This window comes from Actinokineospora sp. UTMC 2448 (assembly GCF_024760565.1).
GTDB lineage: Bacteria > Actinomycetota > Actinomycetes > Mycobacteriales > Pseudonocardiaceae > Actinokineospora > Actinokineospora fastidiosa.
This window is the reverse complement of sequence record NZ_CP031087.1, coordinates 5,672,989-5,689,644: the sequence shown is the minus strand read 5'-3', so window position 1 is coordinate 5,689,644 and position 16,656 is coordinate 5,672,989. Positions and strand designations below refer to the sequence as shown.

Sequence of the window (16,656 nt, the reverse complement as noted above, 5' to 3'; positions counted from 1 at the left end):
CGCTCTGCCGCGCAGCTGGCCGCACCCACCAACGCCTCGCCCGCGTCGGCCGGTGGGCTCGCCCGCGTCTGCTGCTGGCCGGCCGTGGGCTTGTCGGGTGGTTGGTGTTCGCCCCAGCCCGCCGGGCCTGGCAGCTGCTGCGCCACGCCCCCAAGCGCACCGGGCAGCGGCTCACACGGTGGGCGCGCTACACCTGGACCGGTACGTCCTGGCTGATCCGCCGGTTCTTCCCGTATGTATGCGGGTGGGTCGACTACCACAAAGTCGTCGCCCTCGCGGTCGAAGAACGCGACGCACGGCGCGAAAAGCGCCTACGCGAGCAGTGGCGGCGAGCCGCTAAACGCCGCATTGGAACCACCCTGCTATGTCTGCTCGCCACCTGGATCGGTCTGCGCATCGCCGCCACCCACCTCGGGTGGATCGCCTACGCCCTCCCCACCCTCCTAGCCTTGATCGCTTTGGGGGTGGCTGGGCGGATCATCGTGGGGCGGATCGAGAAGACCCCCGAGGAGAAGGCTAAGTCGGACGGTGATCCGTTCCCCATCGCGGACGCTCATACCCGCGGTGAGGCCATCGAGTGCGCCAAGCGGGCATTGGACGCGGTAGGGGTGGTGTTGCGTTCCGGCGCTGACGCGCGACGGCAGCCCTGGGGGTGGGAAATCTCCGTGGTGCTGGCTCGCGGGAAGCCTGCCGATGTGATCGACAAGGTCGGTGAGCTGGAGACCCTGTTGGATCTTCCCGCTGGCGGGTTGTTGATCGCCCCAGACCGGTCCCGCCGTGCCCGCGTCGTGCTCCGGGCGGCTGTGCGTGACCCGTTCGCCGCGCTGCCCTCGTTGCCCGAATCTCGCCCTGGCGCCGCTGTGTCCATAACGGACACGCACGCTATCGGGTGGCGGATGGATGGCACTCCCGCGCGGGTTTGTCTGCTGGGTGTGCACGCGGTCGTGATCGGGGTACCGGGCTCGGGCAAAAGCGTCACCTTGCGCACTCTCGCTGATCTGATCTCCCGCTGCGCTGATGCGCTCGTGTGGGATCTTGACCCCGCCGGGATGGGCCTAGACGCCCTCGGGGAGGCGATCGCCCGCCGCGAGCGCGAACACACAGGCATCGAACGCGCCCTGGCTGACGCTGTTGCCTACGCCGCGGCGCGCCCGCGGCTGCTTGGCCCGTTGGGGATGGGCGACGCCTGGCGGCCAAGCCCCGCTCTTCCGGCGTTGGTGGTGGTCGTCGACGAGTACACACACCTGACCGACCGAGCTAAGAATCTGGCGATCCGGCTGCTGCGCATCGGCCGCAAAGCCCGCATCACAGCGGTGTTGGCTGCCAGTGAAGCCACCTCCGATGCCCTCGGAGCCACCATCGCCGAAACCGTCGCCATCAAGATCCTCCACCCCTGCCGCCACAACGACGTCCGCCTCACCCTCGGCCCAGGCATGATCGCCGACGGGTGGCGGCCCGACCGGCTCTACCCCGCCAGCGGCGACACCCCCGAGGACGCCGGACGCTGCTACCTGGCCGCTACCGGGCACCGCGACCCCATCATCACCAAGATCTACCACCTCGACCGCGACACCCTCACCGCACGCCGCCCCCCACGGCCCTGTGGGCCGAAGATGCTTGACTCGCGCACCCGTGACCTCGCCCGCACGCTCCGCGCTCCCGCGGGCACGCCAGCACCTGGTATCGACCACCAAACCGTCGAAGACATATTGACCGTGTTTGGTGACCAGCCCCGGCTCTGGACAGAAACCATCCTCCTAGGTCTCGCGGAAATCGACGCCCGCTACCGGACCTGGACGCCCGAAGATCTCGCCGCGCACATGCCCAAAGGCGTAACCCCCACGCAAATCAAAATCGGCGGCATCAACCGACGCGGCTACTACCGCTATCCCATCGCCACCGCCCACCACCAAGGCGGCGAAACACCATGACCAACCCGCTACCAGCGCGCTACACACACGCCGCTGCCGCTACCACAGTAGCGGCCAGCAACACCCCCGTAGCACCCACCCCAACCCTCTCTACCAGCACAAACCCTGCCGGTAGCGGCACCGGCTCCCGTGAGGGGTCCACGCGGGAGAACGGCCTGAATCCTGCCCTGGCGCACCCGTTGCTGAGTCACACCGCTACCGCCCCTAGAGAAAGGAGTCGATCATGTAGATGGTTGTAGATGATAGTGCAGATAACCCACCTGGCCAGGACCAAGATGTCCTAGCCCGGCCCATCGATCAAAAACCCTCGACAGGCGCTGATGGCTGGGAGTATTGTTATCGATCTGGGCAGCGTCGCCAGTGGCGGTTTACCGGAGAGGTCCGCTATGTGAGCGGCTCTCGCGGGCAATGGCTCAGCCGTGAACTCGCGGCCGTGACGCGAGAACTGCTGATCTGGGCAGCATCACACCACAATCCGGCACCACAGGAACCAGCCGGGCAGGAGGACAGCAGCGATGAGCACACCACCGACTAACCCGCCCGTGCCGGTATCAGGGCCATCAGGGCTCTCTGACCTTGCGGTGTCCCCGTTGGGGTTGCCGGTGAGCCTGTTGGGTGGGCCAGTGCGGGCAGCGTTTCTGGGGCGCACCTCCACCGAGGACCAGCAAGACCCCCGCCAGTCCCTGCTACGCCAGCTGGGCTCAAGCCAGGCCGCGGTGCCGGACACGTGGGTGATCGTGGCGCACTTCTACGACGTCGAGTCCGGGCGCAAGACATTGGCTGAACGCGGCCACGGCACCGGATTCGAACGCTTCAACATCCCCATCGCCCGCGACGGCGGCATCACCGACCTACTCACCGAAGCCGCCCAGCCCGGACGCCGCTTCGATGTGGTGATCTGTGAATCCATCTCCCGCGTCGCCCGCCGCGCCTTCGAAGGCATCAGCATCGAACGCACCCTAGAAAATGCTGACGTGCCGTTGTTTGCCGCCAACGAACCCATCACCTTGACCGGTAGCCGGGCGCAACGGATCTTGCAGCGGCGGATCAACCAATCCGTGGCCGAGTACGAAGTCCTCAACACTCTCGAACAATCCTGGGGCGGGTTGTGCACCCACACCCGTGAGGGCTACAACATCGGCAAACCACCCTACGGCTACACCGCCGAACACCTCCGCCACCCCAACCCCACCAAAGCCGCCAAAGGACAGAGAAAGACCCGCCTCATCCCCGACGGGGCGAAAGCGCTCACCGTGACCCAGATCGCTCTGTGGCGCTATCACGAACGCCTGGGATACGGGGCAATCGCTGACCGCCTCAACGAAGACCGCACCGCCCACCCACCGCCTGAGCCGCCCGGCGGTTTGCGTGCCCGCGGGGCTTGGAGTAAATCCACCGTCTCAGACATCTTGCGCAACCCCAAGTACACCGGCTACCAAGTGTTCAACAAACGCGCGTCCCGCTCCAAGCGCGGAAAAATCAACGACCCCCGCAAATGGGTATGGTCCCCCGACCCAGTGCACGAACCCTTGATCCCAAAATGGATGTTCGATGAGCTTAACGCCCACCGCAAGATCGGCCAAGGATCGCGCGGGGCCAACACGAAGAACACCCACCCGCAAACCACCCGCACCTACCTACTTCGCGGGATGGTGTTTTGCCCGTGCGGGCGACGCATGTCCGGCAATGTCCGCCGCGGCACGGACACCTACTACATGTGCTGGCCCAAAAACAACAACCGCGGTAACCCCACCGCCTACCACCGGGCCGAATACATCCGCGAAGATTCCATCCTTGACGCGGTAGGCGCGTTCTACACCGATCGCATCTTCGGACCCGAGCGCCGCACGATCCTCACCGCCCAACTGTCCACACTAGACACCACCAGGCTAGAGGAACAAGACCGCGAACGCGAACGCCTCCAACGCCACCTCGCGGATATCGCCCGCCGCCAACACGCCCTCATCCGACAAGTTCAAGACAGCGATCTAGGTGACCCCTTCTCCCGCGCACTGCGCCAGAGCTACAACGACCTGGACACCGAACGCATCGCCACCCTAGAAGCCCTGCACACCCTCAACGCCACCACCGCGAGCGAACCCACACCCGACCCCGACCTACTCGACGCCCTACCCACCCTGGCCCTGAACCTGCCAGGCGCACCCCCAGAGCACTTGCGCACCCTCTTCGAGATCACCGGCCTGACCGTGCGCCTGCACCCCGAGGGCGACCACGCCACCATCACCATCGACCTACCCACCAGCCACCTCGACGCAGCCACCCACGCCGCCCACGCGCTCACCCAGGACACACCCCAGGCACACAAAACCCCAGGTCAGGGACGACCTGGGGTTGGTGCGGATGCTGTACGTGCCCCCGGCAGGATTCGAACCTGCGCTCCCGCCTCCGGAGGGCGGTGCTCTATCCCCTGAGCTACGGGGGCCAACGTCGGCAAGCCTAGCGTACGGGGCCCGGCGCTACGAAATCGGCCTGGCCCCGTACGCTGACCTGCTACTTCACGCCTCCGGCCGTCAGGCCCGCCACGATTCGGCGTTGGAAGAGGAGGACCAGGATGACCAGGGGGATCGTGACGATCACGCCTGCGGCCATCTGGGTGCCGAACGGGGCGTCGAAGTTGGCTTGGCCGGTGAACTGGGAGGTGATGACCGGGGCGGTCTTCAGCTCCTGTTTGTTCACCACCGACAGGGCGATGATGAACTCGTTCCACGCCGCGATGAAGGTGATGATCGCGGTGGTGAAGACGCCCGGCGCCGCCAGGGGGAGGATGACCTTGCGGAACGCCTGGGCCGGGGTGCAGCCGTCGATCTGGGCGGCCTCCTCCAGTTCCGTGGGCATCTGGCGGAAGAACGCCGTCAGGTTCCACACCGCCAGCGGCAGGGCGAAGCTCATGCTGGGCACGATCATCGCCTGGTAGGTGTTGAACCAGCCGATGGCGTTGAACAGCTCCAGCAGGGGCACCAGCAGCGAGATGCCGGGGAACATCGACGTCGTGATGATGACGGCCAGGACGAGGTTCTTGAAGCGGAAGTCCAGGCGCGCCAACGCGTACGCGGTCAGGATGCCGATGATCAGCACGGCGACCGTGGTGACGCCAGCGACGATGAAGCTGTTGCCCAGGGAGCGGAGGAAGCCGTTCTGGGGGCTGAAGGCGGCCGCGTAGCTCTCCAGGCTCAGCGGGTTGGGCAGGGGGCTGCCGGAGAACAGGTCCGACGTGCGCCGCAGGCTGGACACCACCATCCAGTAGAACGGCGCCAGGCAGTAGATCACGATCACGGCGATGCCGAGGTACGGCAGCCAGGTGCGGGCTCGGGTCATCGCTTCCTCCCCCGCTGCGCCCCGATGACGTCGGCGCCGAGCAGCTTGACGAAGACGAAGGCGACCGTGGCGACGTAGATGAACAGCGCCACCGAGTACGCCGATGCCTGGCCGTAGTTGCCGAACTTCACCGCTTCCTCGAACGCGAGCACGGTGACCGTGTCCGTGGCGTCCTTGCCCGGACCGATCAATGTGTACGGCAGGTCGAACATGCGCAGCGTGTCCAGGATCCGGAACAGCACCGCCACCAGCAGCGCGGGCTTCACCAGCGGCAGCGTGATCGACCAGAAGGTCTTCCACGGCGTCGCCCCGTCGAGCTTGGCCGCCTCGTAGACCTCGTTCGAGATGACCTGCAGGCCCGCCAGGACGAGCAGGCCGATGAACGGCGCGGTCTTCCAGGTGTCGGCGATGACGACGGCCAGCCACGCGGGCGGGCCGTCGGCCGTCCACAGGATCGGCGCGCCGGGCACGAGGTCGTTGGCCACGCCGTCGGCCTGGAAGATCCAGCGCCAGAGCAGGCCAGCGATGGCGGTCGGGACCGCCCACGGGACCAGGATGCTCGCCCGGACGAGCGCCCGGCCGCGGAACGCGCGGTGCATCACCAGCGCCATCAGGACGCCGACGATGATCTCCAGGCCCACCGCGACGACGGTGAACGTGGTGGTGTTCAGCAGCGCGTTGAGGAACCGGTCCCCGGTGTCGCCGCGGAACATGTCGAAGAAGTTGTCCAGGCCGACGAATTCGTCGCCCTTGATCAGGATGCCCGTCTGGGGGTCGATGCCGTCGCTCTGGCGGTAGAACGCCAGGCGGACCGCCGAGATGATCGGGTAGGCGACGACGAGGGCCAGCACGATGAGCGTGGGCGAGACGAGGAGCGCGGCCAGCCTGCCGACACCCGCCCGGCGGCCCGGGCCGGGGGGTGTCGCATCGGGCTTGGGATCGACCGGAGCTCCGACCATGGTGGTCATGAAGTCCTCCAACTGCGGCGGCCTCGGGGGTCAGCACACCCCCGAGGCCGTCCGCGTCGATCAGCTCGCGGTCAGTTGTTCCAGCTTGGTCTGCAGGGTCGCCAGGGCGTCTGCGGGCGCGACCTCGCCGCTCATGGCGGAGTAGGCGGCTTCCTGGATCGCGGTGGAGACCTCCTGGTACTTGACCACCGACGGCCGCTTCTGGGCGTTCTCGATGGACGCCTTGAGGAACGGCAGGTACGGGAACTGCTCGACCAGCTCCGCGTCGTCGTACAGCGCGGCCCAGGTGGGGGCCTGCGAGGTGGCCATCAGGTTCGCCCGCTGCTGCTTCTCGTCGACCATGAACTTGATGAAGTCCAGCGCGGTCTTCTTGTTCGGGGTGAACGCGCTGACGGCGTAGTTGTGGCCGCCGAGGGTGGAGGCGCCGGGGCCGTCGAGGCCGGGCAGCGGGGCGACGGCGAACTTGCCCGCGACCTTCGACGAGCCGTCGGAGGCGTTGGCCAGCGCGTACTGGTACGGCCACTGGCGGTGGAAGATCAGCTCACCGGCCTGGAACGCGCGGCGGCCCTCCTCCTCCTTGTACGTGCGGGCCTCGGCCGGGATCATGCCCGACTTGACGCCGTCGACCAGGAACTGCAGGCCCTTGGCCGCCTCGGGGGTGTTGACGTTGGGCTTGCCGTCCTCGCCGACGACCACGCCGCCCGCGGAGTTGACCGCCTCGCTGAAGTTGACCGTCAGGCCCTCGTACTTCTCGAACTGGCCCGCGTAGCAGTCCAGCGAGGCGTTGTCGGCCTTGACCTTCTCGCAGATCTCCTGCATCTCGGCCCAGGTCTTCGGCGGCTGCGCGCCGACGGCGTCGAGCAGGTCCTTGCGGTAGTAGAGCAGGCCGCCGTCAGAGGTGGTCGGGACGGCGTAGAGCTTGTTGAAGTACTTGCCCGTCTCCACCGTCGCCGGGAGCAGCTTGTCCAGCGGGAACTCGTTCTCCGGCAGCGCGACGATCCACTGGTTCGCGGCGAACTCGGCCGTCCAGACGACGTCGAGGTTCAGCACGCCGTAGGCGTCGGACTGGGCTTGGGCGTTCTGCACCATCTGCTGCCGCTGCTGGTCGGCGGATTCCGGCAGCTCGACGATGGTGACCTTCTGGTCGGGGTGCAGCTTGTTCCACTCGTCAACCTGCTTCTGCATGTTGCCCGACGTGTCCTTGCCCGACGCCAGCGTGATGGGGCCGACGCCTTCGAGGGCGGCGGGAGTCCCGTTCCCGGCGCCCGGGGCGGGCGCGGGGTCGCCGGAGCCGCAGGCCGCGGCGGTCACGGCGACGGCGGCGATGGCAGCGAGTCGGATCGCGGTGGAACGGTGAGTCTTGCGCACGGGAGTGGTCCCTACTGCCCGGTGCGTCGGCACGGCGCCTCCATGTGAATCGGTTCAGAGACGGAGCGGTTGCGCGGAAGCGCGCCCCGCCCCGTCGCGGTGTGAGGCACTGTGCACCGCTCGGCAGTCGCTCGGTACCGCCGGGTACGCGTTCGTTACCGATTCTTGACGGATCCAGCAATCCGTTGTCACGAGGCTCTGGTGTTGGACGCGAACGTGAGGCATGCTGTGCGACTAAGCCGTCTGAATGCATTCACGGCGCAAGTTTTGCGAGGAGGACGAGGTGGCCGAGGTCCGGTACGAGTCGGCATCGCGGGTGTACGCGGGTTCACCGCCGGTCCGCGCTGTCGACCAGCTCGATCTGTCCGTGGAGGACGGCGAATTCCTGGTGCTGGTCGGGCCTTCCGGTTCCGGCAAGTCGACCGCGCTGCGCATGCTCGCCGGCCTGGAGGACATCGACGAGGGCACGATCCGCATCGGCGAGCGCGACGTCACGCACGTCCCGCCGAAGGGCCGCGACATCGCCATGGTGTTCCAGTCCTACGCGCTCTACCCGCACATGACCGTCGGGCAGAACATGGGCTTCGCGCTGAAGCTGCAGGGCATGCCGAAGGCGCAGATCACCGAGAAGGTCACCGAGGCCGCCAAGCTGCTGGACCTGGAGAAGTACCTCTCCCGCAAGCCCAAGGCCCTCTCCGGCGGCCAGCGCCAGCGCGTGGCCATGGGCCGGGCCATCGTGCGCGACCCCGCGGTCTTCCTCATGGACGAGCCGCTGTCCAACCTCGACGCCAAGCTGCGCGTGGAGACCCGCGCCAACATCGCCGCCCTGCAGCGGCGGCTCGGCACGACCACCATCTACGTCACCCACGACCAGGTCGAGGCGATGACGATGGGGCACAGGGTCGCGGTGCTCAAGGACGGCCTGCTCCAGCAGTGCGACACCCCGCGCGCGCTCTACGACACCCCCGCCAACGCCTTCGTCGCAGGCTTCATGGGCAGCCCGGCGATGAACCTGCGCGAGGCGCGGGTCGCGGGCAACGGCGTGGTGCTCGGCGGGATGAACGTGCCGCTGAGCCGCGACGCGTTCAACGCCGTCGCCCGGCAGAACCTGCAGTCGGTGACCCTGGGCGTGCGGCCGGAGTCGCTGAGCCTGGCCCCCGCCGACACCGCGCAGGCGTTCGACCTGACCGTGGAGCTGGTCGAGGAGCTCGGCGCCGACGCGCTGGTGCACGGCGTGATCACCGGCGAGCCCGGCTCGCGGGTCGTCATGCGGGTCGACGGGCGCACGCCGCCCGCGCTCGGCCAGGTCGTGCGGGTGGCCCTGCGCCACCCCGAGGAAGTGCACCTGTTCCACCCGGAGAGCGGCGACCGCCTCATCTGAGTCTCAGCGTGACTGTGGCCCCGGACCGTTCGGTTCGGGGCCACAGCTATGTCAGCGCCACGGCGCGGTAGTCGACGAGCCGGTCGAGGGCGTCGGGGTCGGCGTCCGGCGGGTCGGTCCGGCAGCGCGCGCCTCGGGCGGCGTCGCGGAGGAACCGGGCCACGGCGTCCGGGCGCGGCAGCGGGTCGGGGCCGAGGTAGCCCACGACGATGAGGTCCTCGCCGGAGTGCGTCTCCACCGCCACCGACCAGCCGTGGCGCTCGTCCCACAGCAGGGCGGCGTCGCGGTCGGGGTGGTCGGGAAGGCGCTGGTCGACGGCGAGGTAGGCCGACAGCGGCGGGCCGAGGTCGACGGCGCAGGACTCCAGGCCGATGCCGAGCCGGTCGCCGACGGCGGCGAGGTAGCCGCGCAGGCCCTGTTCGATGGCTTCTGCGGAGAGCGTGGGGATCATGTCCGGGTCCGGGGAGGGCGCCGGGCCGCCGGGGCCCGGCGCCGGGGCTGGTCAGGCGTCGATCTGCTTGGGCGCGGCGCCGTTGACGGCGATCCGGCGCGGCTTGGCGCGCTCGGCGACCGGGATGCGCAGGGTCAGCACGCCGTTCTCGTGCTCGGCGCGGATGTTGTCGGTGTCGAGCGCCTCGCCCAGGAACAGCTGGCGGGAGAAGACACCGTGGGTCCGCTCGGCGATCTGCGTCTGCGCGTCCTCGCCGACGGCGGTGGGCCTGCGCTCGGCCTTGACGGTCAGCACGTCGCGCTCGACGTCGAGCTCGATGGCCTCCGGCGCGACACCGGGCAGGTCGAACACCACCACGAACTCGTCACCCTGGCGGTAGGCGTCCATCGGCATGGTCGACGGCCGGGTCCACGTCCCCTGGAACACCTGCTGCGCCACGCGGTCCAGCTCGCGGAAGGGGTCGGTGCGCATCAACATCGGTACTCCACCTCCTGGTCGTTCGGGGTGTCAATGCGGCACGACTCCGTTGTAGCATGTCATCGGAACGACGACAACTGAGATGTCAACCATCTGATGACAGAGGAGCCCGCGGTGTCGGACGACTACGAGACCGCACGCGCCGACCTCGGCGCGCGCTACGGCGACGTCCCGCCGCTGGAGCTGATCCACGAGGTCGCGGGCGACGCCGACGAGTCCGCGCACGTGCTGTCCGCCCTGATCGTGCTGCGCCACCTGCGCTCCCAGCTCGGCGAGCTGGAGCCGAGGCTGATCGCCGCGGCGCGCGAACTCGGCGTGAGCTGGACCCGGCTGGCCCCCGCGCTGGGCGTCACCAGCAGGCAGGCCGCCGAGCGGCGCTACCTGCGGCTGCGGCCCGACGACGCGGAGGCCACCGGCGAGGGCCGGGTCCGCGCCGAGCGCGACCGGCGCGCGGGCGACCGCGCGGTCGCCGAGTGGGCGAGGCGCAACTCCGCGGCGCTGCGCGGCCTCGCTGGCCAGGTCGCCGCGGTGGACGGCCTGGCGGGCGAGGCGCGGCGGGGCATCCACGAGGCGCTGGGCACGGACAACCCCGGCGACCTGCTCGACCCGCTGTCCGCCGCCGCCGCGCACCTGCGCGGCACCCACCCCGGCCTCGCCGACCGGATCGCCGAGGTGGCCGAGCAGACCGCGCGCGTGCGCAGGGAGATCAGCGACGAGCGCGCGGCCACGCCCGGCGGCTCGCGGCGAAGCGGGTGAGGAACGCCCGCCGGGATGCCGGGCCGGACAGCGACCTCGGCCCGGACGGCCCTCCGCGCCCGGCGAAGTCCTGAGTGGAGCGTCCGGGGCGCGTGTAGCCGTCGGCGATCGCGGGTACCACCTGTGCTGAGGATGTCCCAGGCGGAGGTGGGGAATGACCGCTGTCCCGACGAGCCCCCGGTCGTCGGTCGCGGGCCTGCTGGTGTTCGGCGCGGCGGTGGCCGCGGTCGCCGTCGTCGGCGCGATCGCCGCGGGCTCGGCGGGCGCGCAGTACCAGCAGCTGCGGCTGCCGCCGTGGGCGCCGCCGTCCTGGCTGTTCGGGCCGGTGTGGACCGCGCTGTACGTGCTGATCGCCGTGTCCGGCTGGCTGGTGTGGCGGCGCAGGGGGCTGGGCCCCGCGATGGTGCTGTACGCCGCCCAACTCCTGCTCAACGCCGCGTGGACGCCGCTGTTCTTCGCCGCGCGCGAGTACGGGCTCGCCCTCGTGGACATCGTCGTGCTGCTGGTCGCCGTCGTCGTGCTGACCGGGTGGTTCTTCCGCCTGCACAGGGTCGCGGGCGCGCTGCTGGTGCCGTACGCGCTGTGGGTCGGCTACGCCACGGCGCTCAACGCCGCGATCGTGGTGCTCAACTGATGCAGACCTTCCTGCCCTACGCCGACTTCGCCGCGACCGCCCGGGTGCTGGACCCCAAGCGGCTCGGCAAGCAGCGGGTCGAGGCGATCCAGGTGCTGCGCGGGCTCACTGTGCCCGGGTACGGGTGGCGGCGGCACCCGGCCGTGCGGATGTGGTCGGGGTACGAGGAGGCGCTGGTCCGGTACGGGCTGGAGATCTGCGCCGTCTGGTGCGCCGCGGGCCACGCCGACACGTGCGCGGCGACGCTGCGGGCTGACCTGGGGCGGGCCAGGGACATCGCCGAGGTGCGCGGGCAGTGGGAGCTGTGCGCGGCGGGGGAGGTGCCGCCGTGGCTGGGGGACGCGTCGGTCCACCTGAGCCACCAGTCCGCGCTGGTGCGCAAGGCCCCCGACCACTACCGGCGGCTGTTCCCGGACGTGCCGCCGGACCTGCCCTACGTGTGGCCCGCCTCGGACCGCTCAGGCGAATAGGCTCTCGGTCCCGGTCAGCTCGAGCACCCGGGCGACGACCGCGCCCCGGTCGGCGATGACCAGCGACCTTCCCGCCGCGGTCACCGTCGTCTGCAGGTCGATCAGCATGCGCAGGCCCGCGGAGTCGCAGAAGGAGACCTCGGACAGGTCGAGCTCCAGCGCGGAGCCGGGCAGCCGCAGCAGCGGCGTCAGCTCGGCCAGCGCGGCCGCGGTCGTCGTCGCGTCGAGCGCGCCGCAGATCCGGGCCGCCGGTCCTCGCGCGCGCAGCGTCACCAGGACCTGGACCGCGCCGTCAGCCATCGGGGACCGCCTGCCATCACGGTGTCGGACGGACTCCGGGCTGGTGGTTCAACCCCGGGTGAGCCCATCGTACTCAGATGATCTTACGGGTCCGCCCGCCTGATCCGATACGCCTCCGGCGCGGTCGCGCTCAGGACGGTCCCGTCCCGGTCGACCGCGACGGCCAGTTCGCCGCCGGGCAGCGGGATCCCGGACACCGCCAGCGCGCCCAGCGGCATCGGGCGCGGCGGTCGGAGGGTGATCTCGCGCCCGTCGACGCGCAGGCCCAGCAGCGCGGTGAGGACCGTGAGCGCGGCGGCCGACGACCACGCCTGCGGCCTGCACGCCGCCGGGTACGGGATCGGCGCGGGCCCGTCGGCGTAGCCCGCGTACAGCTCGGGGAGTTCGCCGATGGCCGCGCCCGCGCGGACCAGCCGGGCGGCCAGGTCGGCGGCCTGGTCGCCGAAGCCGTCCTCGGCCAGCGCCCGGATGGCGATCGCGGTGTCATGCGGCCAGATCGAGCCGCAGTGGTAGCTCAGCGGGTTGTAGGCCGCGACCCGGTCGGACATGGTGCGCAGGCCGTACGGGGTGGTCAGGTCGGGCTCGGCGATCCGCGCGGCGACGGCGGCCGACTCGGCCGGGGTGAGGATGCCGGTGCCGAGCAGGTGCGCCATGTTGCTGGCCGGGGAGTCGACGGGCGCGCCCGTGCCGTCGACGGCCATGGCGGGGACGCCGTCGACCCAGAACCGGGCCCGGAAGTCGGCGGCTATGCGGTCGGCCTCGGCGCGGTGGCCGCCGGGGTCCTCGCCGAAGCGCTCCAGCAGGGCCGCGCCCGCGACCAGCGCCTCGTGGTTGTAGCCCTGGACCTCGGCCAGCGCGATCGGCGGCACGGCGAAGCTGCCGTCGGCGAAGCGGACCGCGTCGACGGAGTCCTTCCAGCCCTGGTTGGCCAGGCCCTGCCCGGTCTCGTCGACGTAGCGGCCGCCGGACTCGGCGATCCACTCCAGGGCGTGGCGCAGGGCGGGCAGCAGGGCGCGGACCTCGTCGTCGGGCAGGCCGTGGCGGTGGGCGTCGCTCAACAGGCATACCCACAGCGCGGTGGCGTCGATGGTGCCGTAGTACAGCGGCGGCAGGACCATCCCGCCCAGCCGGAACCCGGCGCGGCGGCGCTCGTGCGGGATCTTGCCGGGCGCCTCGCCGGTCGCCGGGTCGTGCCTGACGCCCTGCACGCGGGCCAGGACCCGCAGGGTGGAGCCCGCGAGCGCCGTCGTCCACGGCAGGCCCAGCCGGGCGGTCCACAGGCTGTCGCGGCCGAACAGGGTCAGGTACCAGGGAGCTCCCGCGGCGGCGAAGGCGTCGGGGCCGTCGGCGAGCAGCAGCGAGTCGAGGTCGTCGACGGCACGGTTCACCACGGCCGCCAGGCGCGGGTCGTCGCAGACGACCTCCGGGCGGGGCACGACCGAGGCCGCGGCCGCGAACACCGCGTCCGGGTCGTCCACTTCGAGCGTCCACTCCAGACTCGCCGGACCGGTGGGCGTCCAGCGCAGCACCAGCTCGTCGCCGCGGGCGAGCACGTCGGCGCCGGGCGCGCTCACCCGGGCGCGCAGGCCGCGCGCGGCCCAGCCGTCGGCCAGCGCGGGCACCGCGGGGTCCTCGACGCCGGAGCGGACGTGCTCGATCCCGGCGAGGTCCGCCCACAGCACGACCTCGACGGTGTGCTCCCCGGCGGGCAGCTCCAGCTCCAGCCGCTCGGTCAGGACGCCGGGGCGCAGCGTCCGCCTGCGCCAGACCCTGGCCGTCGGGTCGGCGCCCGCGTCGAGGTCGCGGAGCAGGCCGAGGAAGCCGTCCCGGCCCGCGATGACCTCCGGCTCCCGGCCGTCCACGGTCAGCACGGCCCCGGAGAGGACCCTGCGGTCGCCGTGCAGCAGGCCGTGCGCGCCCGTGCCGCGCAGCTGGCCGTCCTGCCCGCAGAGCAGCACCGACGGCGCGGCCGTGGTGACGACCAGGTCGTGCACGAGTGGATGCCTCATGCCGACCAGTGTCCGCGCCTAGACCAGCACCCCCGCGACGAGGGTGGCCGCCGCGATCGTGACGGCGTAGTGCTCCATGCGGGTCAGGTCGTGCTCGCCGGTGCGGTGGACCACGCCGCCGAACAGGCGCAGGAACGCGCGCAGCACGGTGATCCCGTTGACGGCCGCGGCCAGCGCCAGCAGCGGTGTCGCCTCGATGGCGTGGTGGACGCCCGCGAACCCGAGCAGGGGCGGGAAGCCCACGGCGGCCATGCCGAACACGAGGAACGCGACCGCCAGCCGGGGTGTCTCGGTCAGGCTGCCGTTCGGGATCGCCAGCGACAGGCCGCCGCGGCGGGCCTCCAGGGCGGCGGTGGTCATCGCCAGGCCGGAGACGGCGATGGCCAGCGCCTGCCAGGCGACGCCCGCGAGCAGGAAGCCGTTGAGCGACAGCGCCAGCCCGGCGAGCAGGCGCCGGACGTCGACCTGGGCGAGGGCGTAGGCGGCGGCCACGGCCGCGAACGCCGCCGCCGCGGTGCGCACCGGGGTGGGCAAGGCCGTGGCGTGCACCGGGACGGCGGTCACCGCGACGAGCACGGCCATCGGCGCGCGGGTCGTCCAGGCGACCGAGCGGGCCAGCGCGCCGAGCGGGACGCCCCAGCCGGCGCAGGCCATGCCCGCGGCCTGGGCGATGAGGTAGCCGGGGCCGCGCAGGAACGGCCAGGCCAGCGCGATCGAGCAGGCCCAGAGCAGCGCGTCGGCCACCGGGTGCCGGACGGCGAGATGGCCCGTGGCCGCCGCGAACAGCAGGCAGACCAGCGCCACTGTGCGCGGCGGGTGGTCGGCCGCGGGGGCCAGCGCGGTGGCGAGCAGGCCGCAGACGCAGACCGCGGCCAGCGCCGTGCCCGGCGCCCATGGGGCGATGGGCAGTCCCAGCCAGGCGCCGAGCGGGTCCGCGGGCCTGGCGACGGCGGGGATCAGGGACACGGCGAGCAGGCCGGTCGCCCAGCAGGCGGCGGTCCGTCGGGCGGCGGCGGGTGTCGCCCGGGTGCCCGAGGAGAGCGCGGCGACGGCCCAGAGGACCGAGATCGCGAGCGCGGTCAGGGAGATCATCGCCTGGCCGCCTTGCGGAGCAGGTGCGTGATGGCGCGCGGCAGGGTGTCGGTGTGGCCGCGGGCGATGCCGTAGCGGTAGAGGTGGATGCGCGCGGGCTCCGGAAGGGCGGTGAAGAACCGGCCGGTGGGGGGAAGGGGGCCCGCGAGGTCCTGTTCGAGCAGGTGGTGGTCGTGGAGCAGGCTGGGGGAGCGCAGGAACTGCCCGGTGCGCAGCACGGCGTGCGCGGCGAGGTGGACCGCGGCCAGCACGGTCCAGCCGAGTCCGACCTCGATGAAGACCAGCGCAACCTGGGTCATCGATGCGTAGGCGAGGGCGCTCTTGATGTCGGTCTGGACGCGCGCGATGACGGTGGCGTGGAGGGCGGTGAGGACACCGACGGTGATGATCGCGGCGTGCGCGAGGGTCGAGGCGTCCCAGAGGGGTCGGGTGTGCAGGAGGAGATAGGGGCCGAGGCTGACCGAGATGGCGCCGTAGAAGATCGCGCTGGACGGCGTCGGCCCCTCCATCGCGCGCGGCAGCCACCCGCCGAGGGGGAACTGCGCGGACTTGCCGATGGCCGCGAGCAGCACCAGCCCACCCGCGACCGGTGCGGGCGCGTGGGGGAGTGTGACCAGCAGGACGAGCCCGATGTCGCACAGCCGGTAGACGCAGAACGCCCGCAGCCCGTGGTCGAGCGGTCCGCGCCGCTGGTGGAAGAAGGCGATCAACAGGGCGGAGGCGAGCCCGCACACCTCCCACCCGACCAGCGTCTGGCGGAGGTCGTGCGCCACCACGACCACCTCGGCCGCGGCGACGAACAGGCAGAGCAGGAGGTGGAACCGCAGGAACCCCGGCTCCCGATGCAGATACCGCCGCGAGAACATCCCGATCAGGGCGCCGAGCACCCCGACGAGCACGACGAACGACCGCTCCAGCCAGCCTTCGGCGAACCACGCGCCCGGCACGGCCGCCATGCAGCCGCTGACGGTGACCCAGGAGACCAGCCGTTCGGGCAGTCGCGCGCCGAACCACGCCGCCACGCCCATACCGGCGAACCCGACGAACGGGGCGAGTGGTGCCAGGTACCAGCCGGTCATCGCGCACCACCGGGGGTGTTCGGTGGGAGGGGAGCGCGGAGGTTCTGCGGCGTGGTGTGGGCGCCACGAAGAACCTTCGACCGCAAACGCTTGCGCTTCCCGCTCTGTCGGGACGCGGCCTTCGCCCAGCCGCCTGGAACACCCGACGGGACCTTCGCCCAGCCGGGCAGACCACTCGCCGCGACCTTCATCGCATCGGCAGGGTCGCCCGCCGCGGCTTTCGCCCCACCGCCGGACAGGGGCTTCGCTCCCTCGGCCAGCTTGGGAACCCTCGCCCCGCCAGCCAACCCGTCCGTGGGCGTCTTCGCGCGGCAGGCCAGCGCGTCCGTGGGGCTCTTTGCCCGACCGACCATCCCATCCGTCGGGGTCTTCGCCCTGCCGGCTAGGGCAGCCAGTGGGACTTT

Annotated in this window: 14 protein-coding genes, 1 tRNA gene and 1 pseudogene; 6 read left to right on the top strand and 10 right to left on the bottom strand. The window is 71.1% G+C overall.

All coding sequences use genetic code 11. The features are described from left to right. Nucleotides 1-104: 104 nt before the first annotated feature. Together Actkin_RS25955 and Actkin_RS25950 are read left to right on the top strand one after the other, a co-directional pair. Entirely contained in the window at nt 105-1,931 is a 1,827-nt protein-coding gene (locus Actkin_RS25955) for a hypothetical protein (protein ID WP_258904571.1), read from the top strand. A 515-nt stretch (nt 1,932-2,446) separates the two neighbouring features. Next, nucleotides 2,447-3,724, top strand: a pseudogene (locus Actkin_RS25950) (recombinase family protein); the annotation flags it as partial. 578 nt (nt 3,725-4,302) lie between these two features. Here the strand turns inward: Actkin_RS25950 and Actkin_RS25945 are convergent. The 4 genes from Actkin_RS25945 to Actkin_RS25930 form a co-directional block, all read right to left on the bottom strand. Continuing rightward, a tRNA-Arg gene (locus Actkin_RS25945) sits at nt 4,303-4,374 on the bottom strand. A 68-nt stretch (nt 4,375-4,442) separates the two neighbouring features. Beyond that, entirely contained in the window at nt 4,443-5,267 is an 825-nt protein-coding gene (locus tag Actkin_RS25940; protein ID WP_189213590.1) for a carbohydrate ABC transporter permease, read from the bottom strand. After that, nucleotides 5,264-6,235, bottom strand: coding sequence for a carbohydrate ABC transporter permease (locus Actkin_RS25935; RefSeq protein ID WP_189213589.1), 972 nt, complete (start codon nt 6,233-6,235; stop codon nt 5,264-5,266). Before Actkin_RS25935 ends, Actkin_RS25940 begins: the two co-directional genes overlap by 4 nt. A 60-nt stretch (nt 6,236-6,295) precedes the next feature. Continuing rightward, nucleotides 6,296-7,603, bottom strand: coding sequence for an ABC transporter substrate-binding protein (locus tag Actkin_RS25930; RefSeq protein ID WP_189213588.1), 1,308 nt, complete (start codon nt 7,601-7,603; stop codon nt 6,296-6,298). A 283-nt stretch (nt 7,604-7,886) separates the two neighbouring features. On the opposite strand from Actkin_RS25930, the gene Actkin_RS25925 reads away from it, so the two are divergent. Then, nucleotides 7,887-8,984 (top strand): ABC transporter ATP-binding protein, encoded by a 1,098-nt coding sequence (locus Actkin_RS25925; RefSeq protein ID WP_189213587.1) that lies wholly within the window; start codon nt 7,887-7,889, stop codon nt 8,982-8,984. 46 nt (nt 8,985-9,030) lie between these two features. Here Actkin_RS25925 and Actkin_RS25920 read toward each other — a convergent pair whose 3' ends face one another. Beyond that, complete coding sequence (locus Actkin_RS25920; protein WP_258904570.1) at nt 9,031-9,435, bottom strand: DUF6292 family protein; 405 nt, start codon at nt 9,433-9,435, stop codon at nt 9,031-9,033. A gap of 51 nt (nt 9,436-9,486) precedes the next feature. Further along, a complete protein-coding gene (locus Actkin_RS25915) occupies nt 9,487-9,912 on the bottom strand; it encodes an Hsp20/alpha crystallin family protein (protein ID WP_189213585.1) in 426 nt (141 codons plus the stop codon). A gap of 114 nt (nt 9,913-10,026) precedes the next feature. Between Actkin_RS25915 and Actkin_RS25910 the strand changes: the two genes are divergently transcribed. The 3 genes from Actkin_RS25910 to Actkin_RS25900 all read left to right on the top strand — a co-directional run bounded on the left by Actkin_RS25910 (nt 10,027) and on the right by Actkin_RS25900 (nt 11,772). Then, complete coding sequence (locus Actkin_RS25910; protein WP_258904569.1) at nt 10,027-10,668, top strand: HSP18 transcriptional regulator; 642 nt, start codon at nt 10,027-10,029, stop codon at nt 10,666-10,668. Between the two features lie 154 nt (nt 10,669-10,822). Continuing rightward, nucleotides 10,823-11,302 (top strand): TspO/MBR family protein, encoded by a 480-nt coding sequence (locus Actkin_RS25905; RefSeq protein WP_258904568.1) that lies wholly within the window; start codon nt 10,823-10,825, stop codon nt 11,300-11,302. Next, nucleotides 11,302-11,772, top strand: a complete 471-nt coding sequence (locus Actkin_RS25900; protein WP_189213583.1) for an MSMEG_6728 family protein — start codon at nt 11,302-11,304, stop codon at nt 11,770-11,772. The genes Actkin_RS25905 and Actkin_RS25900 overlap by 1 nt, the downstream gene beginning before the upstream one ends. Here the strand turns inward: Actkin_RS25900 and Actkin_RS25895 are convergent. The 4 genes from Actkin_RS25895 to Actkin_RS25880 all read right to left on the bottom strand — a co-directional run bounded on the left by Actkin_RS25895 (nt 11,761) and on the right by Actkin_RS25880 (nt 16,252). Continuing rightward, entirely contained in the window at nt 11,761-12,072 is a 312-nt protein-coding gene (locus Actkin_RS25895) for an STAS domain-containing protein (RefSeq protein ID WP_189213582.1), read from the bottom strand. The two genes, Actkin_RS25900 and Actkin_RS25895, sit on opposite strands and share 12 nt — an antisense overlap. A gap of 83 nt (nt 12,073-12,155) precedes the next feature. Further along, complete coding sequence (locus Actkin_RS25890; RefSeq protein ID WP_258904567.1) at nt 12,156-14,081, bottom strand: glycogen debranching N-terminal domain-containing protein; 1,926 nt, start codon at nt 14,079-14,081, stop codon at nt 12,156-12,158. Nucleotides 14,082-14,099: 18 nt separating this feature from the next. Next, a complete protein-coding gene (locus Actkin_RS25885) occupies nt 14,100-15,173 on the bottom strand; it encodes a hypothetical protein (RefSeq protein ID WP_258904566.1) in 1,074 nt (357 codons plus the stop codon). Continuing rightward, nucleotides 15,170-16,252, bottom strand: coding sequence for a proton-conducting transporter transmembrane domain-containing protein (locus tag Actkin_RS25880; protein ID WP_258904565.1), 1,083 nt, complete (start codon nt 16,250-16,252; stop codon nt 15,170-15,172). The genes Actkin_RS25885 and Actkin_RS25880 overlap by 4 nt, the downstream gene beginning before the upstream one ends. Nucleotides 16,253-16,656: the final 404 nt, after the last annotated feature.

Coding starts and splice junctions, on each gene's coding strand:
- Actkin_RS25885 (WP_258904566.1), bottom strand. CDS start 15,173: ATGATCTCCCTGACCGCGCTCGCGATCTCGGTCCTCTGGGCCGTCGCC.
- Actkin_RS25880 (WP_258904565.1), bottom strand. CDS start 16,252: ATGACCGGCTGGTACCTGGCACCACTCGCCCCGTTCGTCGGGTTCGCC.
- Actkin_RS25895 (WP_189213582.1), bottom strand. CDS start 12,072: ATGGCTGACGGCGCGGTCCAGGTCCTGGTGACGCTGCGCGCGCGAGGA.
- Actkin_RS25890 (WP_258904567.1), bottom strand. CDS start 14,081: ATGAGGCATCCACTCGTGCACGACCTGGTCGTCACCACGGCCGCGCCG.
- Actkin_RS25900 (WP_189213583.1), top strand. CDS start 11,302: ATGCAGACCTTCCTGCCCTACGCCGACTTCGCCGCGACCGCCCGGGTG.
- Actkin_RS25905 (WP_258904568.1), top strand. CDS start 10,823: ATGACCGCTGTCCCGACGAGCCCCCGGTCGTCGGTCGCGGGCCTGCTG.
- Actkin_RS25920 (WP_258904570.1), bottom strand. CDS start 9,435: ATGATCCCCACGCTCTCCGCAGAAGCCATCGAACAGGGCCTGCGCGGC.
- Actkin_RS25940 (WP_189213590.1), bottom strand. CDS start 5,267: ATGACCCGAGCCCGCACCTGGCTGCCGTACCTCGGCATCGCCGTGATC.
- Actkin_RS25935 (WP_189213589.1), bottom strand. CDS start 6,235: ATGACCACCATGGTCGGAGCTCCGGTCGATCCCAAGCCCGATGCGACA.
- Actkin_RS25915 (WP_189213585.1), bottom strand. CDS start 9,912: ATGTTGATGCGCACCGACCCCTTCCGCGAGCTGGACCGCGTGGCGCAG.